The sequence below is a fragment of the Arthrobacter sp. HLT1-20 genome, from assembly GCF_054510895.1.
Genome location: NZ_JBTNDR010000028.1, coordinates 1 through 21,394, shown reverse-complemented (window position 1 = coordinate 21,394; position 21,394 = coordinate 1). Strand labels below are relative to the sequence as shown.

Genomic DNA, 21,394 nt, shown 5'->3' with positions numbered 1-21,394 from the left:
GTTAGCGTCCCTTCACAGCGGCCGGAACGGGCGCGTTGTCAGTAAAATCTTGTGAGTGGTACTCCACCGCGTCCTTGGTGAGGTTGAAGTACGCCTCTTCCAGCGAGTTTGTCAGCGGTGTCAGTTCATAGACCAGCACCCTGTTGTCCATGGCAATCGTGGCCACTTGACGGGCATCCAGACCGGACACCTCAAGGGTCTCGTTCTCGTGGCATTCAACCTTGACGCCGCTGCCGCCCAGCAATTGGCTCAGGCGGGTGACCTCGGCGGTGCGGACCCGCACCTTGGCCTGGTGCGTGCCCGCCAGGATCTCGGCGATGGGGGCGTCGGCAATGATCTGGCCGCGGCCAATCACAATCAGGTGGTCCGCCGTCTGCGCCATTTCACTCATGAGGTGGGAGGACAGGAACACAGTCTTGCCCTGCGCAGCCAGGTGCCTGGCCAAATTGCGCACCCACAGCACGCCTTCGGGGTCCAGGCCGTTCACGGGCTCATCCAGGATCAAGGTCTGCGGATCGCCCAGCAGGGCCGAGGCAATACCCAGACGCTGTCCCATGCCGAGGGAGAATCCGCCGGCTTTCTTCTTGGCGACGGGGGCCAGCCCGGTCATGTCGATGACCTCATTGACGCGGCTGGTGGGGATGTTGTGAGTTGCCGCCATGGCCAGCAAGTGGTTGTAGGCGCTGCGGGAGGTGTGCACTGCCTTGGCGTCGAGCAGTGCACCCACCTGGTGCAGGGGGTCGCGGTGCTCGGCGTACCGCTTGCCGTTGACGGTCACCGTGCCGGCCGAGGGCTTGTCCAGGCCCACGATCATGCGCATGGTGGTGGACTTGCCGGCACCGTTCGGGCCCAGGAAGCCTGTGACCAGCCCTGGTTTGACCGTGAAGGTGACACCGCCAACGGCTGTCTTGGCACCGTAGTGCTTGGCCAGGTTTACTGCCTCAATCATGTGGACATCCCCTTTGGATGATCTCCGGGCCATTGCAGACCGGATTGCGAATCTATAACCACAGTACGCACCGGCTTCGGCTTTTTCGTCTACCTCAGGGATGAATCAGGGTCCAGTGCGGGTCGTCCCTTTGGATGATGCCGAAGCTGACAATTGTTCCCAAGACGGCACCATAGAATGGCGTGATGCCCACTCAAACTCTGCCACCTTCCACCCTGCGCCCGCTGGATTGGCCACGTACCCGCTTGTTGCAGGTTTCGATACCAGCGTTGGCCATCCTGCTTGTCGGGGCCGTGGTGGTCTTGGCCTCAGGCAACAACCCGCCTTTTCAAGGGCTCGACGCCGGCTGGAACCACCTCATGCTGGACTCGCGGACACCGTGGCTCACCTCGGTGAACGTGGTCCTGAACTTCGTGGGCAACACCGGGATGGTCATTTACTGCGCAGTGCTGGTTCTGGTGTTGATCCGGCGCCACCGGCGGCTGGCGCTCTTTGTTGCCGTGGCCAATCTTGCCGCCCTGGGGCTCACCCATTTGATCAAATTTTTGGTGGCCCGGCCCAGGCCGGCGGACCGCCTGGTGCATGTGGACTCCGGCTCATACCCTTCAGGGCATGTGAGCGGCACGGTGGCCGCTGCGGTGACCACCGCCGTCGTGCTGGGCAAGCTGTGGATATGGATCAGCGGCGCCATTTTGAGCGTCGCCATGATGTACAGCCGAACCTACCTTGGCGCCCATTGGGCCTCGGACACCATTGCCGGGGCACTGCTGGGGGTTGGACTCACCCTCCTGCTCTGGTCAACCATGCGGAATAAATACCCCGACGGGAATATTTCTGGTCCCTAGCGCGTGGCCGGTTCGAACTCCGACTCAGCCAGCGGTTTGGCGGCTGGTGCTGTGAGGATGGAGGCCACGATGGCAACACCGATGGCCAGCAATGCCCAGCGAATGGTGACATGGTCGCCAAGGAAACCCAGCAGGGGCGGGCCGGCTAGGAAGGCGACGTAGCCAATGGTCGATACCACGGAGACCCTTGCCGCTGCCCGGGCCGGATCGTCGGCCGCCGCAGACATGCCCATGGGGAAGCCCATGGCTGCCCCGGCCCCCCAGAACACGGCGCCCACGCCTGCCACCAGCATGTTGGGGGCCAGCACAAAGGTGATCAGACCGGCAAGGGCTGCGCCAAGGCTGAAGTACAGCACAGGGACCCGGCCGTAGCTGTCGATGAACCGGCCGCCGAAGAACCTGAACAGGGTCATGGAGGCAACAAAAACGGCAAACATGATGGCCCCGCCGGCTTCCGTGGTGCCGAGCCCGTCCACCGAGGCCTTGGCGATCCAGTCGTTCGCGGCGCCTTCGGTGAGGGCGGCACCCAACACCACCAGGCCCACCAGCAGTGTGCGCTTCTCAGTCCAGGCGCTGCGGCCCTTGGCAACTGCCGGCACGGGCTCTCCACCTGTGGAGACTTGGCTTGCGTCCCCCGGGTGTTCTGGCAGGAAGTGGCGGGGGGCCAGCAGCATCGCAATGCTGACCAGACCCACAATGGCGACCAGATGCCAGGACATGCTGACATTGATGGCGGACAACCCGGCCCCCACCAGTGCACCCAGAAGTGCCCCGCCGCTGAAGCCGGCGTGGAATTGCGGCATGATGGTCCGGCCCAAATGCCGTTCCACGTCCGCGCCCTCAATGTTTTGGGCCACATCCCACAGGCCAATGCCCACACCAAAGAAGATGAGCCCCGCAGCCGTCATCGCCACGGAGCCCTGGGACAGGGCGAACGCAACAATCAGCCCGCCGGTGGCAGCCGTAAACCCGCCGGTCCGCACCGTGCTCGCCGTGCCAATCCTCGCCACCACGGAACCGGCAAGGGGTAACGCCACCACGGAACCGGCGGCAATGGTCAGCAGCAACATACCCATCTCGCCAGCGCTCAAGTCAAGGATCCTGGTTACGGCAGGGATGCGCGCAGCCCAGCTGGCAAACACAAAGCCGTTGATGGCAAAGACGGCAAAGGTGGCAATGGCCGCGGAGCGGACAGCCTGCTGATTCATGATGGCGGCACTTTTCTAACGATGGTCGGCAAAATTCCTTATGACCACTCTAGTGCGGCCTTCCCGGCCGGATGCCTAGGCGGGCAGCTGGGTTTCGGCCAGTTCGGGTACTTCAACCACTCCCGTAAGGATGTAGTCGTGTGAATGGGCGGACAGTTCGGTCCGGCTCAATTTGCCGGTCAGGACACCCACCGAGATGGCGCCGGCGTTGCGTCCGGCCTGCACATCAACCACGGTGTCACCGGCTGCCAGCACCGTGCGCACATTGATCACGCCGGTCTTTTCCATGGCGCGGTGAATCATGTAGGGGGCTGGGCGGCCGGCCGAGACGTCTGAGGTGGTGACCACCGCGTCAACGGTGGAGCCGGCACCGGCGCCCACTGCCCAGCCCAGCGATTCCAGCAGGGGGTAGGCAACGTCGTCGTCAAATCCCGTGGTCAGGGCAACCTTGATGCCGCGCGCCCGCAGCGTAGCTATGGCTGCGGCAACGCCAGGCAGGGCCACGGGAGGTGTTGCTGCGTACCGTTCGGCCAGGATTTCACGGAAGCGCACAAACGCTGCGGCCACGCGCGGCTCCGTTGCTTCCTGGCCGCCCAGCGCCATCAACGCTGTGATGGCGCTGACCTTGTCCGCACCCATCCATTCCTGCAGATCGGCGGCAGCCACCGCTGCCCCGGTTTCCTCAACGGCGTCCTGCAGAGCAACGTAGACAATCCCGTGGTCGTCAACGGTGGTTCCGGCCATGTCAAAGACGGCGAGTTCAATCATGGTGCTCATTCCGTAGAAAGTGGTGGTGCTTGGACGCGGGCCACGGGGGTCCGGCTGTGCAGGGTGTTGTTGATCATGAAGTTGGCAAGTTCCGGCCGGTACCTGTCATCGGCATACTCCAACCGGTCGCCGGTGCTGGAAAATGTCACGCGCCGTTCCCGCAGCAAGGGTGCGCCCACGGCAATACCCAACAGTCCGGCGTCGACCGGGTCAGCGGCCACGGCATCAATGGTGTGCCTGGCACTGTGCAGGTCCACACCGGCGCTTAGAAGGTAACTGAACGTTGAGCCGGAGTCGGTGTCAAAGTCGAAGAGCGCCCGGCCAGCTGCGGGCACAAAATGTGAGCGCTCCACCATGGCCGGTTCGCCGTCGAGCAGGCGCAGACGCAGCAGGGTCACCACAGGGTCGCCAGCCCGCAGCCCCAGCTGTTCGGCAACCAGGGCGCCGGCTGGCCTGCGGGTGATTTCCTGTGTCTGCTGCCCCGGCACCCTGCCCATGGATTCGGCCCATTGGGTGAAAGACAGGAACGTCTCCACCGACTGGGAAATCACTGCGGGGCGCACCACCGGAGGCTTGCCCCGGCCGCCCGAAATGGCGCCGTCCAGGCGGAGGGCGGCTAGTGCCTGGCGGACGGGCCCACGGGACGCCCCAAACTCCTGACACAGCACGGCCTCGGACGGCACAGGCTGGCCCTCGGGCCAGCTCCCGGAGTCAATCCGGTGCCTGAATTCATCCCGAAGTTGTTGGTGCATGGCCATTTTCATACCTTGAGTGTACAAGTGGAAAATGGCCAGAATCCGCTAAATTCCGGCTCTCTCGTTGAACAAACGGTAAACGTTTGGGTGCCAAAATGAACCGTCAAAGAACTTGTCAATACAAGTGCGCATTTCACTTGATTTGCTTCCGCCCGCCACGGCACAGTCGTTCCCATGAACCAATCCAGAACCAACTTTCAGCCCACAGATGTCTTGATTGTGGGAGCCGGCATCACCGGGCTGGCGCACGCCGCCGAGGCCGTTGCCCGCGGCCTGAGTGTGCACATCATTGACCGGGACACCCGGGCCGTGGGCGCCTCCATCCGCAACTTCGGGCACTGCTGCGTGGGCGCCCAATCAGGTGAACTGCGTGAGCTTGCCGCGGTGGCCCGTGAAGGCTGGCTGCGTCACAGTGAGCTGGCGGGGTTCTTCTCCGTGGAGTCAGGCGGCCTGGCCGTGGCCCGCAGCAGTGCGGAGCTTGCCGTCCTCGAGGAGCTTTCTGCCACGCGCGGCTCCGAGCAGGTGCAGCTGATCAAGGCGGCCCAGGTCCGCCAAGAGCTCTCCGGCCACGGGGATCCGGCAATTTTGGCCGGCGCCCTGATCCAAGATGACATCCGGGTGGATCCGCGTGAGGCGGTCGCCAAGCTGGCCGCCTGGCTGGCCAAGCAGCCCAATGTCACCTTCTCGTGGCGCACCTCGTACTTCGGCACCGATGGTGACGGGTCCGCTTCAGGTGCCGTGTTCGACGCCGGGACCTCCCACCGGACCAACGTCACGGTGCGCACCTCCCGCGGCACACGCACGGCCTCGCGGGTCATTGTGTGCGTTGGGCATGACCTCGACTACGTGCACCCGGAGGTGGCCGAACCTTTTGAGGTGAACCGCTGCTCCTTGCAGATGGCACTGGTGCGCCCGGCGGCGCCGCTGACCATCAGGCGCGCCGTCCTGACGGGCACCTCCATGCTGCGCTACCCGGCGTTCGCTGAAACGGCCGCCGCCGCGGAGCTCAAGAAGGAATTGGCCGCCAGCAGCCCGGAGCTTTTGGCCATTGACGCCAATGTGATGCTGACCCAGCGCCCCGACGGCACCTTGCTGATGGGAGACAGCCACCACACCGAAACCACCCAGGATCCCTTCCTGAGTGAACCAACCCAGGACACCCTGCTGAACGCCGCCAGCAAGCTTCTGGGCATGGGCAATTACACGGTCCTGCAACGCTGGCAGGGCATCTACGCCTCAAGCCCGCAGCAAAGCTTCCTGATCAGGGACGTCGCCCCCAATGTCACCGCCGTCTCCGTCACCAGCGGAATTGGCATGACCATCTCCTTCGGCCTGGCCAAAAAGACGTTCGCCCAGTTCTAACGCCACAAAACCTCAACTGACCCGCAGAAAACGGCGAAAACTCACGGTTTTACCGTGATTTTCGCCGTTTTCTGCGGGTCAGTTGCCAAAGAAGGTTAGCGGGCTCGCTCAACCCGCTTTTCATCCCACACGGGCTCTTCGGATTCGTACACCTTGCCGTCTGAACCGAACACGAGGAACCTGTCAAAGGACCGCGCAAACCAGCGGTCGTGGGTCACGGCCAGCACCGTTCCCTCGAAGGAGTCGATCGCCTTCTCCAACGCCTCGGCCGAGTGCAGGTCGAGGTTGTCGGTGGGCTCATCAAGCAGCAGAAGCGTGGCGCCGGAGAGCTCCAGCAGCAGGATCTGGAACCGCGCCTGCTGTCCACCGGAGAGAGAATCGTACTTCTGCTCGGAACTGGACGCCAGGCCGTAGCGGTCCAGTGCACCAGCGGCGGCTTCGCGGCCTAGCCCCGAGCGGTGCTCGTCCCCGCGGTGCAAAATATCCAGCAGGGTCCTGCCCAACAGGTCCGGCCGGGCATGTGTCTGGGCAAAGAAGCCGGGCCGGATACGGGCACCCAGCTTCACCTTGCCCTCGTGCGGCACGTGGGCAATGTCGACGTCGGACACGGGCTCGTGTTCCTTGTCCGGATCCGAGCCGCCGGCCGCCAGAAGCCGCAGGAAGTGTGATTTTCCTGAACCGTTGGAGCCCAGGACACCCACCCTGTCACCGAACCAGATCTCGGTGGTGAACGGCTTCATCAGCCCCGTGAGTTCAAGCTTGGTGGCCACAATGGCGCGCTTGGCTGTGCGCCCGCCCTTGAGCCGCATCTTCACGTTCTGCTCAATGGGCAGGGCCTCCGGCGGGCCCTTATCCAGGAACTGCGCCAGACGGCTCTGCGCGGCCTGGTACCTGTTGGCCATGTCGGAGCGGAACGCGGCCTTGGTCTTGTACATGTTGACGAGTTCCTTGAGCTTGATGTGCTCCTCGTCCCAGCGCTTGCGCAGCTCCTCAAAGCGGGCGTTGCGGTCCTCGCGGGCCTTCACATAGGACTCAAAGCCGCCGCCGTGGGTCCAGCTTGAGGCGCCATTGATGCCCGGTTCCAGCGTGACAATCCTGTCCGCGGCGTTGGCCAGCAGCTCACGGTCGTGGCTGACAAACAGCACCGATTTGTCGGAGGCAGCCATTTTCGCTTCCAGCCAGCGCTTGCCGGGCACGTCCAGGTAGTTGTCCGGCTCATCCAGCAGCAGGACCTCGTCGGGTCCGGAGAACAACGCTTCCAGCACTAGGCGCTTCTGCTCACCGCCGCTGAGCGAGGAGGCCTTGCGGTACTGGGCCGTGTAAAAGTCCACACCCATGGCGGCCATGGTCACTTCGTCCCAAGTGGTTTCCATTTCGTAGCCGCCAACGTCGCCCCAGTCGGCGATCGCCTGGGCGTACGCCATCTGGCTTGGTTCGTCGTCGCGCTCCATCATGGCCAGTTCGGCATCGTCAACAGCCTTGCCAGCGGCGGCAATGTTGGCCGAGGCCACGGAGAGCAGCAGGTCCCGCACGGTGCTGTCGTCGCGCACCTGCCCCACAAACTGGCGCATGACACCCATGGTGCCCGAGCGTGAAACAGCCCCCTCATCCGGTTTGATGTCCTGACAGATGATGCGCAGCAGGGTGGTCTTGCCGGTGCCGTTGGGGCCAATCAGGGCCGTCTTGGTGCCGTCGGCGACGCGAAAGTTCACCCCGTTGAGCAGCTGCCGGCCGTCGGAGAGGAAGTAGTCAATGTTTGCAACGTCTATATGTCCCACCCAGCAATTCTCCCATCCCCGCTGCTCTCCGCCGAACGGTCGACGGCGGCGCCCTCCCTTGCCCCGCGAACGGGCAGTTGATGTTGATGTTGGGCACAAACATCAACATCAACTGCCCGTTCGGCAGGCGCATTAGGCGCATTAGGCGCATGAGGCGCATGCGGCACGATGCTGGGGGCAGGTGGGGATATCCCCACCCTGCATTGGCCCGGTGGCATGATGGTTTCCGGACAACACCGCGGCAAGGATGGAATGATGAACAACTCAGCTAGCCCCCTTGCCCGTAAATCGTGGCTGATCCTGCGCCCTGCCACCTGGCGCCAGATCGTAAATGACCTTCTCTACATCCTGCCCGGCTTCTTCGTTTCCTTGGTCTCCTTCATAGTTCTGGTGACCTTGTTTTCTTTGGGGGTCTCCACGCTCATCATCTGGATTGGCTTGCCCATCCTGCTGCTGTGCCTGGCCGTTGCCCGCTGGTTCGCCATCATCAACCGAGCCATGCTGGCACGCTGGGCTGGCGATGTGCCACCAGTGCACTACAAAGAGCAAACAAAACGTACCATTGGCGGCATGTTTAGGAGCCTGGCGGATCCGCAGCTGTGGAAAGATACGATCCACGGAACAGTAGTGTCGTTTGGCTTCCGCACCGCCGCCTTCAGCGTTGCCATCACCTGGCTCGCCGCAGCACTTGGCGGACTGACCCAATGGTTCTGGGGGCGCTTCCTGCCGGCAGATAACATTCCACTGGCGGAATTGATCGGGCTGGACCACCTGCTGGGGATCAGCCCCGCAGCAGCCGAGGACTGGCTGGGTTTGGCCTACGGTGTCACTTTTCTTGTGACCCTGCCATTCGTGACCCACCTGCTGGCCGCGACCGATGCCGCCTTGGCCCGCGGGCTGCTCACCAATGAGAATGCCGCATTGCGCGCCCGCAGCGAGGAATTGGCTGCCAGCCGCGCGCAAGTAGTTTCGGAAGAAGCCAACACTTTGCGCAAGATAGAGCGGGACCTGCACGACGGTCCCCAGCAGCGCCTCATCCGGTTGCAGATGGATGTTGAGGCCGCCCAGCGGCGCATGGATACGGATCCTGCCGCTGCCCGCGATCTCATGGACGGCGCCCTCGAACAAAGCCGGGAAGCACTGGCCGAACTCCGGTCGTTGTCCCGTGGCATTGCCCCGCCACTGCTGGCGGACAGGGGCTTGCGGGCTGCCATGGAGTCGCTGGCCGCCAAGTCAGCCGTCCCCGTGGCCGTCCGGGGCAACCTTGAGCATGGCACCCGGTTGGCTGAAAGTGCCGAGAATGCCGCGTACTTTGTGGTCTCCGAAGCATTGGCCAACGTGTCCAAGCATTCTGGGGCCACCACGGCCACAGTCTCGGTCACAGCGGACCCGGCAGAATTGCTGATCGAGGTCCAGGACAACGGAATAGGCGGCGCACACGTGGGCAAGGGACACGGCTTGGCCGGCCTGGTGGACAGGCTGTCCGGCGTGGACGGTTCCCTGGAGATCGTCAGTCCCGAGGGCGGCCCCACCACGCTGCGGGCCAGCATCCCGCTGGGCGATTGAACCCTGCTGCCACCAGCTACCCTAAAACCATGCGTGTTGTCCTAGCTGAAGATTCCGTACTGCTCCGTGAGGGCCTTGTCCGTTTGCTCGAAGAGACCGGCGCGCAGGTGTGCGCAGCAGTGGGCGACGGCGAGGCGCTGCTGCGCGCCGTTGCCGAGCACGTTCCCGATCTGCTGATTACGGATGTGCGGATGCCTCCCTCGCACCGGGACGAGGGGCTCCGGGCGGCCATCGAGGTGCGCCGGAGCTTTCCCTCGGTTGCCGTCCTGGTCCTCTCCCAGTACGTGGAGCTAAGCTATGCCCGCGAGCTGCTGGCGGGAGCCCCCGACGGCGCCGGCCTGGGCTACCTGCTCAAGGACCGGGTGGCCCGTTTTGCTGACTTCACGGACGCCATTGGGCGGGTGGCGGCGGGGGCAACGGTGATTGACCCCGAGGTCATCAGCGCGCTGCTGGCCAATCGCGGCGTGGCCGATCCGATTAACTCCCTCAGCCCCCGGGAGTCCCAGGTGCTGGAGCTGATGGCCCAGGGCCTTACGAATGCCGGGATCGCCAAGTCCCTGGTGGTCAGCGCCGGCGCCGTGGAAAAACACATCAGCGCCATCTTCGCCAAGCTGGGCCTGCACCAAAGCACCGACGATCACCGCCGCGTGCTGGCCGTACTCAGCTTTCTGCAACGCGGCAACTAGGCAACAGACTGCGTGCATAGACAAGGGATGGGCCCGTCCGCGCCATGCGAACGGGCCCATCCTTACTTCCACCTAGTCATGCAGGGCGGTTTATGTCCGACGGCGGCGGGTGACCACCAGCGCGCCGGCACCTCCCAGCACCAGGAGCAGGGCCAGGGCTGCCGGAAGCAGGACCTTGGCGCCGGTGTTGGCCAAGTCTCCGGAGTTGTTGCTTCCGGTGTTGCTGCCGTTGCCGGCCGGGGCTGTCGTTGCCGGTGTAGTGGGCTTGGACGTTGCCGGAGCGGTGGGCTTGGGACCAATAGCTGCAGCGGTGACCACAACGGCTGTGCGGGCCAGGACGGTGCCGCCCTGCTCCAGGGTCAGCTCATGTGCTCCGGCAGCCAGGGCTGCCGGGATGGTTGCAGTCAGCGTAAGCGTGCCGTTGGCACCAGCCTTGCCCGTTGCCAGTTTGATCGGCTCGGAGTGAATCCACAGTTCGTAGGATTCGCCAGCCGCAAGGTTCTTGGCGCTGACACTGATGGACCCTCCGGCAACTGCCTTGGCGGGTGCCGACAGGCTCGGAGCGGCCGGTTCCGGCGTCTCCACGGGTGCCACAACAGCATCAACTGTTGAGGAGGCACGCAGGCCCGCCTTGTCAGTGGCACGGTAGCCAACGGATACTCCGCTGTCGGCTGCCTTGATGGCGGCCGTGTAGGCCTTCCACGTGGTGCCACCGTCAGTGGAGTATTCCACGGCGGCAATACCCGAACCGGAATCAGTGGCCGTCAGGGTGACGGTGCGGACCTTGGCGTCCACAGCTGCCGACACCACGGGCACCTGGGTGTCCACCTTGAAATCGGCTGTGGCCTTGACTGTTTCAACGTTGCCCGCCGCATCGCTGGAACGGTACTTGAAGCTGCTGACACCTTCGGGGAGGGTCACTGCCGCCGTGTACGTGGTCCAGGGACCTGAACCGATCTGGTATTCGGTCTTGGCAACACCGACGTTGTCAGTTGCACCCAGGGTGACCTTCGGCGCCGTCGTGTACCAGCCGGTGGCAGCCGGGGTGGCCGGGGTGGCCGTGGCAGTGGTTGCGGGGGCAACCGTGTCAGCCGGTGCGGGCTCCGCACAGGTGAACTTGGCATCGCCCCACACACCGTGGGCGCCGTTGATGGCACCTGCGGAGGTCGGATCAACCTTCAGTTCCACGTAGGAGACGCCCGTCAGGTCAAGGTCAAGTTTCTCGGGGGCGAAACCGCTGGTAAATGTGCGGCTCTGGTAGAGCTGCTTGCCGTCGCCAATAACTGTGAAGATGATCTTGCCCTGGAAGTTGCCCTCCAGGCCCACAAAGCTGGTGAAGCGGCTGCACTGGCCACCTACGTAGTAGTTCAGGTTCGACGCCGCGTGGACGCCCAGGCCCTTCGCGTAGGTGCTGGTCTTCGGGTTGGCAGCGTCTGTCTTGTCAATGATTGTCAGGGGAACATCCGGCGAGTTGGCCGCGTCCTTGTTGACAACATCCTTGCCAATGACGCCGTAACCGTTGGTGCTGCTGACGGCCGTCAGATCGGAGGCAAAGGTGTCCTTGTTCGGCGCTGTGGGCAGCGGGAAGTTCGCAACCTTCCAGTCGAAGAACTTGACGTTCTCCGCAACCGGGAGCTGCACTGAGGCCAGTTCCTTGTTGGGGAGCAGGCGCACTGTGGCTGAGTAGATCTGGTAGCCGGTGTTGGTGTACTCCGGGTTGGTTGCCTGGGTCTGGCTGTTGCGGCCCATGGCCTTGATGGCCACCTTGGCACCCTTGGTGTCACCCTGCGGGAGCCAGTTGGGGAAGTACGGGCTCTGCTTTTGTACGGTGCCATCCTTGTAGCTGATGGTCAGCTCGGGGCTGACACCCGATCCGGCGGCGGCCGAGCCAAGAATGGCCAGGTCGGTGCCCTTGCCGGTCAAGGCAACTGTCTGTCCGTTCAAGGCAACAGCGTTGTTCTTGTCGGCTCCTGCGGCCGGCCAGGTGTAGTTGATCTCTGTGGCCAGGCCCCCGTCAACTGTGACAGTGGATCCGGGGGTGACTCCGCCAACGGGGACCGCTGCTGTCTTGAGCTGATCGGAGCTAAAGGATGCTCCGCCGCCGTCGAAGTTGCCCAACTTATTGGCGAATGCACCGTTGGCCGTGGTGACGGAGATGTTGTTGAAGGCACCTGCCAGTGAACCGTAGGCAATGTACATTTGGTTGGCGCCGGTGACTTCCTGGGCCACTGTCTTGGAGTCCTTGTAGCTGGCCTTGGCACCGATGCTCTGCTGCCCGGCTGCCGAGGCAGCCCCCGGCACCAGGTCAAAGGTCGCCTGGACGCTGGCGCCCGGTGCAACAGAGGCCGCGGTTGCGCCCTGGGCGTTGCTCATGGTCCAGCCCGCGGGCAGTACCGGCGAGATGACAACATTAGTCTTGGCGTTGCTGCCAGTGTTGGTGAAGACCATGGAAGCAGTTGTTTTCTGACCCTGGAAGACCTTCTCGTCCAAGTTCACAACCACCTGGGCAGCCTTTGCATCCGAATCAGTGCCGCCCACGGCCGAGGTGGCCTTCAGGGTCACCGTGGCGGTTGCGGTTGCTGCAACGTCGCCAGCCTTGACGTGCACCGTTCCGCCAGCCTCGGCAGCGTTAAAGTACCAGCCGGTGGTGGCGCTCTTGAAGGCGGCAGCGTCTGCAAGCTTGGTGAGAGTGGTGGCCCCAACGGTCACGGCCGAGGGCTGTGAACCGCTGTGGACATCCAGCTTGTAGGGGCGGGTGGCAGCCTTGCCGGCGTAGTCGCCGTCGCGCTTGCCAATGGTGACAACAACGTCGCCGCCATTCTTGGCGGGTGCGGTGACTTTGAATTCCTGTTTGCTGGACTTGCCGTTCTTGTATTCGCGGGTGACCTTGTCATCCTCATTCATGGTGAACGAGGAGCTGCCCGAGGGGTAGACGTCAACCGTGATGGCCGAGTTTTCCGGGACCAGCGATGCGTTGCGGGCAATTTCGCCCTGCGGCACCACGGCGCCGGCGCGGACGAACATGGGCAGCTTCTCGAGGGGGGCGTTGTAGCCGTTGAGGACCTGGCCGCCTTCGTAGATGGTGCCGGACCAGTAGTCAACCCACTGTGAACCGCTGGGCAGGACAATGCCGTTGCGGACAGGGGTGCTGGTGGAAATGGGGGCGATCAGGTAGTCGCGGCCCAGGAAGAACTGGGTCTCGGCTTCCTTGGTGTAGGAGAGCGGATCGTTGGGGAATTCCAGCGGCATGGTGCGCATCATGCCCACACCGTCATTGCTGGAATCCACTGCCAGCGAGTAGATGTACGGCATGAGTTCCTGGCGCATCTGCAGGTACTTGCGGTTGATCTCGGTGGCGGTGTCGCCATAGAGCCACGGGCGCTTGTCGGTGGGCGCCCAACCGCTCATGGAGTACAGCTCGGGAGCAAAGGCCTTCCACTGCAGGTCGCGGACGTAGCTTTCGGCGCTGCCGCCGAAGATGCCGTCAACGTCCGAGGTGGTGAATGCCTGGCCGGAGTTGGTGGCGCCAGCCAGCGCCGAAACGCCCCAGCGGCCTTGGTCAAGGTTTCCCGAGTGGTCACCCGTCCACTGCACGCCGCAGCGTTGGGAACCGGCCCAGCCCTCAACCATGAGGGTGTTGGCGCGCCCTGCGGAGTACGTCTCGATGCCGGACTTTGCCGACTCACAGCCGGTCAGGGCCAGGCGGTAGCCTGCACCCACCCAGGCAACATCCAGCTTGCGCATGGCGATGCCGTCGTTGCCAACCTCGGCGGGCTGGGCGGTCAGTGAGCGCTGCGTCCACAGGCCCGTCTTCAAGTCGGCCTCGGCCTTGATGGCCTTCACTGTGCCACCCAGGCCCTTGTCCGGGTTGACCGGGTTGTAGGGGGCGTTCTTGTCATAGCCAGCGGGGTCGGGCGTGTATTCACAGCCGTAGCCGTCGTTGACAATCATCCAGCCGGCAGGCATGTCCTTGGTCTTGAATTCCTTGGCCGTCACCAGCGCGTCAAAGGTGACCTGCTTGGGTGTGGGGCCGCTGTTGTAACCGGAGGAGCTGTATGTGGGGCTCGAACGGTTGTAGCAGTCGGCGTCGCCGTACTCCAGACCGTAGACGGGCGGCAGGTTGGGGCGGCCGGTCAGCTTGGTGTAACCATCAAGGCTCTGCTTGTAGTCACCAACAAAGTAGTACGCGTCAAAGCGCTTTTCCCTGTGGGTTGTGGTTTCCTTCGCGGTGAAGGTGTAAGAACCCGGGGCGAAGGTGTTCCGCAGGACGCCGTAGCCGGCACTTGTCATGTAGTACGGAACAGCGTTGGGGTGGCCGCCGTCTGCCCAGTTGAAGTTGTTGGAGATGTTGATGGTGGATCCGGTGTGGACTACACGGCCGTTCTGCATGCCGCCACCGAGGAACTGCTCCCCAGTACGGGGTGTCAGCGACTGCGTGGTGGTGTCCGCACCAAAGGAGAGTGCCGAGGATTCCTGCCACACGATGGTGCCGTCGGCGCGCTTGAGCGTGAAGGCGCCCGTTGCCTTGTTGGCCTCCAGCTTGACCTTGGCCGTGGCCATGGTGATCACGCCCGCCGCATCGGTGACCGTCACGGCGCCCTTGGTGAACTGGTCTGCACCAATCACAATGTCCGCTGTGCGCGTGGGATCGGCCGGGGATTCAGGCGTGTTAGCCGGATCGGAGAATGTTCCTGTGGGGGTGGCTTCCAGGCGGAAGTTGCCATCGTCAAGGAACGTCACTCGGATGGCGCCCTTGGCGGGGGTCAGCGTGACAACGTTGTTGGCCTGGGCAAAGGAGGCGATGGCACCCAGGGTGGTTCCGCTGCTGTCCACAGCAACTTCGGCCTTGATATTCGACGCCGCAATGGGAGTCCCGGGGGCAGCGACGGCCGCTGGGGACAGGGCCAGGGCGGGAAGTGTTCCTGCAGCTAGAAGCCCGGCCAGCGCAACGGCCGCGGCCCGGCGGCCCATGCCCTTACGCCCGGGCGGTTTCACCGGCGATGGCGCGGGACTCGACTCATGGAGCAATGTCATATGAACTCTCTTTCGGCGCTGAGCGATGATTTATGACTAATTAATTAGCCAAACACTCATTAACAATCATTAGAAATGTGACGTAGGTCAAGTGCAATGCCCATTGTGATCCATAACATAAGTTTTTGTGACGTAACGAAGACGCATTGAGAACACACTTGTTGCGATTAAAAGGGTGCGGCGCCAGCCCCAGCCAAATGCTGGTGGCAGGCGCCGCGCCCAAGACCTCCGACGGAAACGCTACGGGGTGGGCAAGGAGCTTTCCGTGGCCCGCGGTTCGATCGCCGGGGTGCTCAGGTGTTCAGTCACAGCCGGCGAGGGGACCTCTGCCACGGGCTCGGAGGCGGGCGCACCAGTCGTGGTGGGCGGGGGTGCCGCCGCAGCACTCGTTGCTTCCGGTGTGGGATCAAGCGTGACAGGAGGCGCGGTCGCCGGATCCGTTGTCGCCGGTATGGTCGCCGGCGGGGTTGTTGCCGGCGCGGTTCCCGGGGCTGTCGTCGCCGGGGGCGTGGTTGGCGGGGTTGTTGCCGGCGTGGTTCCCGGGGCTGTCGTCGCCGGTGGGGTGGTGCCGGGTGCGCTAGGGGTGGGCTTAGCGGTGGGCTTGGCGGAGCTGGGTTTGGCAGTGGGGCTCGCGCTGGCACTAGAGGTTGAGGTGGCCTTGTCCTTGGCGGCCTGGGCCTTGGCCTTTTCATCGGCAGCGGCAAACACGGCCATGGTGAAGTACGTCGAGGAACTGCTGGTGGATGCAGGCGTGTGCAAAATGGTTCCCACCGAGGGATTCAGCGCACTGATCATCTTGCCGCCACCAATGTAAATCCCAATGTGCGACCAGTGATTGGGGCCATCGGGATTTTGGACCACTATGTCACCTGGTTGGGGATTGTTGGTTTCCACCATGGGCAGCCACTGCTCAGTCCGTGGCAATCCCACGCCAGCCTGGCCATAGGCCCACTGCACAAAACCGGAACAGTCCCAGCCATTTTCAAAGCTGGTGCCGCCCCAGACATAGCTGTGGCCCAGGCCCTGGTAAGCCGCAGCAAGGATATCCTTGCGAACCTTGGACATCAGCTCAGCGGAGACTTCCGGAATGTCCCCTCGCATGGCATTGACGGTTCGCCCCAGGTGCGGCGTATTGCCATTGGGGTCCGTCAAGTCAAAAACCTTTTTGGCGGCAGGCTTCTTGGCCAGAATCAAGGTGTTGGCGAAGGAGATTTTCACCCCGAGTCCCTGGGCCGCAAAGGAATCAAACCCGACGGGCGTGGTCTCTTCGAAGGTCTTGGCCGTCCGGACCAGATTTTGGCCGCTCAGGGCAGCCTCGGCGTCAGCCGTGGACGTGCCAACATAGCCCGCCCCTACAAATCCGCCCGATGCCAAGAGAGTGCAGACAACCGCCATGCTCAACTGATAGGGCCGTGATTTGCCTGGTGAAAATTTCACTCGGGAGTCCCCCTGCTTCCTTGCACAAGATAGTGATGAGCATACGCCGCATCCTCAAAAGCAAACAGCGTTTTTACAAAAAAACACAAGATTTCATAACCGAACGTTACTTCTAACTATTCCGCACAAATGTTATGCATATCACACTGTAAGTCATCTTTGGCTTCGCTGCATCCATGAAGCCGAAATGGGACTTTTAAGACGAAAGCCTCGCCCGTCAATCTCAGGCTAGGATCCGGCGCTGCGGATAATCCGCCGCGCCACGGCAACGGCGATGGCAGCCGTGCGGTTGTCCACACCCAATTTGTCGTAGATGTGCACCAGATGAGTTTTCACGGTTGCCTCGGAGATGAAGAGGGCCTTGGCAATGGCCTTGTTGCTCATTCCTGTGGCCAGCAGCTCCACCAGTTCCACTTCCCTGGCGGACAGGGCGGGGGCCGGGTTGCGAATTCTTCCCATGAGCCTTGCGGCAACCTCGGGTGCCAATGCCGTTTGTCCCGCGGCCGCCGACTGCACGGCTCCACGAATTTGTTCCGGCGGGGCATCCTTTAGCATGTACCCGCTGGCCCCGGCCTCCACGGCAGCCAGAATGTCGGAGTCCGTGTCGTAAGTGGTCAAAATCAGGACAGGAGGCGCATCCGGCAACGCCTTGATGGCCTTGGTGGCACTGACCCCATCCATGCCACTGCCCATCTGCAGGTCCATGAGCACCACGTCCACGGGCTCACCCAAAGTGTGCAGGCGTTCCACTTCCTTGACGGCGGCGGCTCCCTCCGGCGCCTCCGCCACCACCGTGAAACCCTCGAATTCTGTGAGCATGGCGCGCAATCCGGCTCGAACCACGGGATGGTCATCCACCAATAAAATACGGATCTCGCTCATGCGCTCTCCCCCTCCGTGCCGCTGACTTCCAGTGGCAGCCGGATGGCCACCACAGTTCCTTCACCCGGCGCCGACTCGACCGTCAGGGTTCCGCGTTGCGCCTCCACCCGCTCACGCAACGATCTCAAACCAAAGCCGCTCCCGTCCGCCCGGGCTCCCACAGTGTCCGCAAGCTTCGCGGGCTCAAAGCCGCGGCCGTCGTCGAACACGTCAAGAGTCACCTCGGTGCCCAAGAATGCCAAACTGACGACGGCGGACGTGGCGTGGGCGTGCAGCCAGACATTCGCCAGGCTCGCCTGGGCTGCGCGCAGCAAGGTCACCTTGAAGGGTTGCGGCAGGTCCACGGGTTCGCCGTCCAGGCGGAAGCTGCACTGCAACGACCCCCCACGCACGGCCGCCTCGCGCTGGGTCTTTTCGCACAGCCTGGACAGGCTCTCCACCAGGGAGGATTCGGCAAGGGCGGGCGAAGACAGTCCGCGCACAAAGTTCCGGGCCTCCGCCAGATTTTCCGCCGCGGTTGCCTCCACCATGGCCAAACTTTCCTTGGTGGATTCAGTGTCCCCTGATTCCAAACTGCGCAACGCCGCACGGGACACCAAAATAATGGAGGAAAAACCCTGAGCCAAGGTGTCGTGGATCTCCCGGGCAAGCCTGGCCCGCTCGGCCAGGACGCCGGCCTCGTGCTGAGTGGCGGATAGCTCGGCCCTGGTGCGGCGCAATTCCTCGGCGGCCAGGCGCTGGTTTTCACCCTCCTGATAGAGGAGCCGGTAAGCCTTGGAGGTCACCACGGCAAAGGTGGCCCCGAAAACCGGCCCCAGAATGACCGGCAGGGGCGGCGTGCTGGATCCCGTGGAAATCCACTGGGCCACGATGACTCCGGCCGTCATGACCACAACTGCGCAGATACCGGCCCAGCGGGGCAACAGGTGCAGGTGCAGAAAGAACAGGGGGAAAACCAGCCAGGAAAATTCCACCGAACCAATCATGAGCACGGCCCACAGGGCAGTGATCACCGCCAGCCACAGGACGGCAAAACGTCCTGGATTGCGGGCCGTGGCACCGGCGGAAAATCTCTTCTCGGCCACCGTACCCAGCAGGTAGACGACTGCCAGCAGCAGGGCCAGGGCCAGGAACAAATACCGCAAGTGGTGCCCGGACTCCATGGTCAGCAGCCGGATGACGGCAACTCCCAGCAGCACGGCAAAGCCAACATGCAAGGTGACGCGCAGGAAACGCAGAATGGTTCCACTTGTCACGGGCGGGACTTCCACGGCAGACATGTCACCAGCTTAGGCGCTGGAAACCGCCACCAGGTCAACCAAATGGTTGAGTCCGGGTTCATCCCCTTGGCAGCGGCAGGATCAACCAACACCGCGATGGATTTGCCCCCCATCCGCAGGACAGTGGAGGTACCAGCAAATTCTCCTTCACAAGAGCCCGCATCGTGTGGGCATATGAAAGAAGTCGCACATGTTCCTCGCCATCAGAGATATCCGTTTTGCCAAAGGACGGTTTGCTCTCATGGGCTCCGTGGTGGCGTTGATCAGCCTGCTGCTGGTTTTGCTCTCCGGCCTCACGGCAGGCCTGGGCAACCAGTCCACCTCCGCCGTCGCGCAACTCGGTGAAGGGTCCGCCACCCCCGTCAGCCAGCTGGTATTCGGCGCCCCGGCCAAGAATGATCCCAAGGTTTCCTTCACCGAAAGCCAGGTCACGGCAGATCAGCTCAACGAGTGGGCTGCGGCCCCGGGCGTCAACTCGGTTGTTCCTTTGGGCATCAGCCAAAGCCGATTCCAGGGCGCGGGTGACAGCAAGGGCATTGCCAACGTTGCCGTGTTTGGTGTTGGTGAGCCAGCACTAGGCGGGCCTGGCGCCGGAGCCGGGATCGCGCCGTCGGACATCAGCGACACAACGGTGGTCATTGGCGAAAGCGTGGCCAAGGAACTCTCCCTTTCAACCGGCGACGCCGTCACCATTGCCGGAACTTCCCTTACTGTCGCAGGGATCGTGCCCGATCAGTGGTACTCCCACAGCTCGGTTGTCTGGACCACGCTGCCCACCTGGAAGCAGGTGGCACACCTCAGCGACCCGGACCAGCTGGCAACAGTGCTCGCCGTGACCTTTGAGCCGGGCGCCACTGTGGATACGGACGCCGCCAACGCGGCAGCAGGCACCATCAGCACCACGCGCAGCGGATCGTTTGCCGGCCTGGGCGGGTACAAGAGCGAGAACGGGTCTCTGATGATGATGCAGGCGTTCCTGTACGGCATTTCAGCCCTGGTCATCGTGGCATTCCTGACAGTTTGGACGGTCCAGCGCACCCGTGACATCGCCGTGCTGAAGGCGATGGGTGCCTCCGGCAGCTACCTTCTCCGCGACGCGCTGACCCAGGCCGCCCTGGTACTGCTGGCCGGTGCGGGCATCGGCGGACTGGTGGGTGTGGTGGGCGGCATCTTCGCCGCCCAGGCAGCGCCGTTCCTGCTGACCCCGGCAACCACGCTGCTGCCCGTTCTTGGCATAGTGGCGCTGGGCCTGGCTGGTGCGGCATTGGCCGTCCGCAAGGTCACCCGGGTTGACGCCATGATCGCCCTCGGCGGGAACTAGGCCCCACCTGCGCCCCATTTGTGGGTCGCAAGCGACCCACAAATGGGGCCCCTCGCAGGCGTGGGCCCAGACACACCCTCCATCCGGAATTGTGGGCCCTCCCCAGCCCGCCATCTCCCTTCTTCTCCTCTTGACTTGCTAAAGGAAACTCCCATGACTGCACTGAATCTGATCAACGTGACACTGCAATACCCCGATGGCGAGGGAATCATGACGGCCCTGGATTCGGTGAACCTCACGGTCCATCCCGGCCAGTTCATCTCCTTGGTGGGCCCCTCGGGCTCCGGCAAGTCAAGCCTGCTGGCCGTTGCCGCCACCTTGATCAAGCCCACATCGGGCCTGGTCTTGATCGACGGCATCGATGCCACGGCCCTGGGGGAGAAGGAACTGGCGGCGGTGCGCCGGGACAAGGTCGGCATCATCTTCCAGCAGCCCAATCTTCTGGCCTCGCTCACGGCAGCGGAACAGCTGACCATAACGGACCACCTGCGGGGCAAATCCTTGCGCACGGCTGCAGTGCGGGCCAACGAGCTGCTGGACATGGTGGGCCTTGCCGACTGCGCCAAGAAGCGCCCGCACCAGCTCTCGGGCGGACAGCGGCAGCGGGTCAACATTGCCCGTGCCCTCATGGCACAGCCAAAGGTCTTGTTGGTGGACGAGCCCACGGCAGCCTTGGACCATGAACGCAGCGCCTCCATTGTGGGGCTGTTGCGTGAGGTGTGCGACGAGTTCAACGTGGCAACCGTCATGGTCACCCACGACACTGAGTTTGTTCCCATGACGGATGCCGTTGCCACCATGCGCGACGGCGCCCTGACCGCGCCCGTCCCCGCCGTGGAGCCCGCGGCAGCCCTGTAGTGGCACGGCGCAAAGCCACTAATACGCACCAATGCAATAACATGAAGGAAACTCTTCTGTTAGACCAGCGCGATCGGAGCCACCTTCATCATGAAACGCCTTGCAGCCCTCACCGGCAGCCTCCTCCTTGCTTTGACCATCTCCTCCTGCGGCGCCGCAACGGGCCCCGTCGGCACGTGGGGCGAGGGCTACAACACGGACAAAAAGCCGTACTTGGAGCTGGCCTTGGGCCAAGAACAGGACGCAAACAAGGCTGGCTTCCTGACCGGCAGCGACGGTTGCAACCGCCTCTCCGGGCAGTGGCTCATGCTCGACGGCGAACTCACCTTCCCGCAAATCGGCGGCACCCAGATGGCGTGCGAAGGCATGGACACCTGGCTGTCCAAGGCTGCAGGGGGCACCATCTCCGGCGACGTCCTGACGGTTACTGATGCCAACGGCGCAACCTTGGGCACGCTGAAGCGACGCAACTAGTCCCCACCGGCGCGGCAACGCCGCCCACCATCTGACCCGCAGAAATCGCCGAAAAAACACGATTTTCCCTGTTTTTTCGGCGTTTTCTGCGGGACCCTTCTATATTTGTCAAGCCGAGGCCGGGGTCTCGATTTTTGAGTTGAGGATTTTGTAGACGGTGCGGGCGAGGTAGCGTTTGATGCAGCGGCGAA

16 protein-coding genes are annotated in these 21,394 nt (G+C 63.2%); 7 read left to right on the top strand and 9 right to left on the bottom strand.

The window, feature by feature from the left end; genetic code table 11:
* Window position 1: 1 nt before the first annotated feature.
* Window positions 2–949 carry an ABC transporter ATP-binding protein gene (locus tag ACX80Q_RS13970; protein ID WP_459331138.1) on the bottom strand — a complete coding sequence of 316 codons (948 nt, stop codon included), beginning with the start codon at window positions 947–949 and terminating at the stop codon, window positions 2–4.
* A gap of 185 nt (window positions 950–1,134) precedes the next feature.
* Between ACX80Q_RS13970 and ACX80Q_RS13965 the strand changes: the two genes are divergently transcribed.
* Window positions 1,135–1,794, top strand: a complete 660-nt coding sequence (locus ACX80Q_RS13965; RefSeq protein ID WP_459331137.1) for a phosphatase PAP2 family protein — start codon at window positions 1,135–1,137, stop codon at window positions 1,792–1,794.
* Here the strand turns inward: ACX80Q_RS13965 and ACX80Q_RS13960 are convergent.
* The 3 genes from ACX80Q_RS13960 to ACX80Q_RS13950 all read right to left on the bottom strand — a co-directional run bounded on the left by ACX80Q_RS13960 (window position 1,791) and on the right by ACX80Q_RS13950 (window position 4,534).
* Window positions 1,791–3,002, bottom strand: coding sequence for an MFS transporter (locus ACX80Q_RS13960; protein WP_459331136.1), 1,212 nt, complete (start codon window positions 3,000–3,002; stop codon window positions 1,791–1,793). The two genes, ACX80Q_RS13965 and ACX80Q_RS13960, sit on opposite strands and share 4 nt — an antisense overlap.
* Window positions 3,003–3,077: 75 nt before the next feature.
* A complete protein-coding gene (locus ACX80Q_RS13955; protein ID WP_459331135.1) occupies window positions 3,078–3,779 on the bottom strand; it encodes a phosphonatase-like hydrolase in 702 nt (233 codons plus the stop codon).
* A complete protein-coding gene (locus tag ACX80Q_RS13950; protein ID WP_459331134.1) occupies window positions 3,776–4,534 on the bottom strand; it encodes a GntR family transcriptional regulator in 759 nt (252 codons plus the stop codon). The genes ACX80Q_RS13955 and ACX80Q_RS13950 overlap by 4 nt, the downstream gene beginning before the upstream one ends.
* 165 nt (window positions 4,535–4,699) lie before the next feature.
* Here ACX80Q_RS13950 and ACX80Q_RS13945 point away from each other — a divergent pair, with 165 nt between their 5' ends.
* Window positions 4,700–5,887: a TIGR03364 family FAD-dependent oxidoreductase gene (locus ACX80Q_RS13945; protein WP_459331133.1), complete on the top strand. Its 1,188-nt coding sequence runs from the start codon at window positions 4,700–4,702 to the stop codon at window positions 5,885–5,887.
* 95 nt (window positions 5,888–5,982) lie between these two features.
* Here ACX80Q_RS13945 and ACX80Q_RS13940 read toward each other — a convergent pair whose 3' ends face one another.
* Window positions 5,983–7,665 (bottom strand): ABC-F family ATP-binding cassette domain-containing protein, encoded by a 1,683-nt coding sequence (locus ACX80Q_RS13940; protein ID WP_459331132.1) that lies wholly within the window; start codon window positions 7,663–7,665, stop codon window positions 5,983–5,985.
* 255 nt (window positions 7,666–7,920) lie between these two features.
* Here ACX80Q_RS13940 and ACX80Q_RS13935 point away from each other — a divergent pair, with 255 nt between their 5' ends.
* Both ACX80Q_RS13935 and ACX80Q_RS13930 read left to right on the top strand, forming a co-directional pair.
* Window positions 7,921–9,231, top strand: a complete 1,311-nt coding sequence (locus tag ACX80Q_RS13935) for a sensor histidine kinase (RefSeq protein ID WP_459331131.1) — start codon at window positions 7,921–7,923, stop codon at window positions 9,229–9,231.
* Between the two features lie 29 nt (window positions 9,232–9,260).
* Window positions 9,261–9,917, top strand: coding sequence for a response regulator transcription factor (locus tag ACX80Q_RS13930; RefSeq protein ID WP_459331130.1), 657 nt, complete (start codon window positions 9,261–9,263; stop codon window positions 9,915–9,917).
* 90 nt (window positions 9,918–10,007) lie between these two features.
* Here ACX80Q_RS13930 and ACX80Q_RS13925 read toward each other — a convergent pair whose 3' ends face one another.
* The 4 genes from ACX80Q_RS13925 to ACX80Q_RS13910 all read right to left on the bottom strand — a co-directional run bounded on the left by ACX80Q_RS13925 (window position 10,008) and on the right by ACX80Q_RS13910 (window position 18,550).
* Window positions 10,008–14,951 (bottom strand): NPCBM/NEW2 domain-containing protein, encoded by a 4,944-nt coding sequence (locus ACX80Q_RS13925; protein ID WP_459331129.1) that lies wholly within the window; start codon window positions 14,949–14,951, stop codon window positions 10,008–10,010.
* Window positions 14,952–15,191: 240 nt separating this feature from the next.
* A complete protein-coding gene (locus ACX80Q_RS13920; protein ID WP_459331128.1) occupies window positions 15,192–16,388 on the bottom strand; it encodes a C40 family peptidase in 1,197 nt (398 codons plus the stop codon).
* A gap of 228 nt (window positions 16,389–16,616) precedes the next feature.
* Window positions 16,617–17,270, bottom strand: coding sequence for a response regulator (locus ACX80Q_RS13915; protein ID WP_459331127.1), 654 nt, complete (start codon window positions 17,268–17,270; stop codon window positions 16,617–16,619).
* The gene (locus ACX80Q_RS13910) at window positions 17,267–18,550 is read right to left on the bottom strand and encodes a sensor histidine kinase (protein WP_459331126.1); all 1,284 of its coding nucleotides are present in this window, start codon (window positions 18,548–18,550) and stop codon (window positions 17,267–17,269) included. The genes ACX80Q_RS13915 and ACX80Q_RS13910 overlap by 4 nt, the downstream gene beginning before the upstream one ends.
* Window positions 18,551–18,740: 190 nt before the next feature.
* Here ACX80Q_RS13910 and ACX80Q_RS13905 point away from each other — a divergent pair, with 190 nt between their 5' ends.
* The 3 genes from ACX80Q_RS13905 to ACX80Q_RS13895 all read left to right on the top strand — a co-directional run bounded on the left by ACX80Q_RS13905 (window position 18,741) and on the right by ACX80Q_RS13895 (window position 21,203).
* Entirely contained in the window at window positions 18,741–19,871 is a 1,131-nt protein-coding gene (locus ACX80Q_RS13905; protein ID WP_459331125.1) for an ABC transporter permease, read from the top strand.
* 153 nt (window positions 19,872–20,024) lie between these two features.
* Window positions 20,025–20,729 (top strand): ABC transporter ATP-binding protein, encoded by a 705-nt coding sequence (locus ACX80Q_RS13900; protein WP_459331124.1) that lies wholly within the window; start codon window positions 20,025–20,027, stop codon window positions 20,727–20,729.
* Window positions 20,730–20,819: 90 nt separating this feature from the next.
* On the top strand, window positions 20,820–21,203 hold the full coding sequence (locus ACX80Q_RS13895; protein WP_459331123.1) for an META domain-containing protein: 384 nt from the start codon (window positions 20,820–20,822) through the stop codon (window positions 21,201–21,203).
* Window positions 21,204–21,394 lie beyond the last annotated feature (191 nt).

Coding starts and splice junctions, on each gene's coding strand:
- ACX80Q_RS13970 (WP_459331138.1), bottom strand. CDS start 949: ATGATTGAGGCAGTAAACCTGGCCAAGCACTACGGTGCCAAGACAGCC.
- ACX80Q_RS13965 (WP_459331137.1), top strand. CDS start 1,135: ATGCCCACTCAAACTCTGCCACCTTCCACCCTGCGCCCGCTGGATTGG.
- ACX80Q_RS13960 (WP_459331136.1), bottom strand. CDS start 3,002: ATGAATCAGCAGGCTGTCCGCTCCGCGGCCATTGCCACCTTTGCCGTC.
- ACX80Q_RS13955 (WP_459331135.1), bottom strand. CDS start 3,779: ATGAGCACCATGATTGAACTCGCCGTCTTTGACATGGCCGGAACCACC.
- ACX80Q_RS13950 (WP_459331134.1), bottom strand. CDS start 4,534: ATGAAAATGGCCATGCACCAACAACTTCGGGATGAATTCAGGCACCGG.
- ACX80Q_RS13945 (WP_459331133.1), top strand. CDS start 4,700: ATGAACCAATCCAGAACCAACTTTCAGCCCACAGATGTCTTGATTGTG.
- ACX80Q_RS13935 (WP_459331131.1), top strand. CDS start 7,921: ATGAACAACTCAGCTAGCCCCCTTGCCCGTAAATCGTGGCTGATCCTG.
- ACX80Q_RS13930 (WP_459331130.1), top strand. CDS start 9,261: ATGCGTGTTGTCCTAGCTGAAGATTCCGTACTGCTCCGTGAGGGCCTT.
- ACX80Q_RS13925 (WP_459331129.1), bottom strand. CDS start 14,951: ATGACATTGCTCCATGAGTCGAGTCCCGCGCCATCGCCGGTGAAACCG.
- ACX80Q_RS13915 (WP_459331127.1), bottom strand. CDS start 17,270: ATGAGCGAGATCCGTATTTTATTGGTGGATGACCATCCCGTGGTTCGA.
- ACX80Q_RS13910 (WP_459331126.1), bottom strand. CDS start 18,550: ATGTCTGCCGTGGAAGTCCCGCCCGTGACAAGTGGAACCATTCTGCGT.
- ACX80Q_RS13905 (WP_459331125.1), top strand. CDS start 18,741: ATGTTCCTCGCCATCAGAGATATCCGTTTTGCCAAAGGACGGTTTGCT.
- ACX80Q_RS13900 (WP_459331124.1), top strand. CDS start 20,025: ATGACTGCACTGAATCTGATCAACGTGACACTGCAATACCCCGATGGC.
- ACX80Q_RS13895 (WP_459331123.1), top strand. CDS start 20,820: ATGAAACGCCTTGCAGCCCTCACCGGCAGCCTCCTCCTTGCTTTGACC.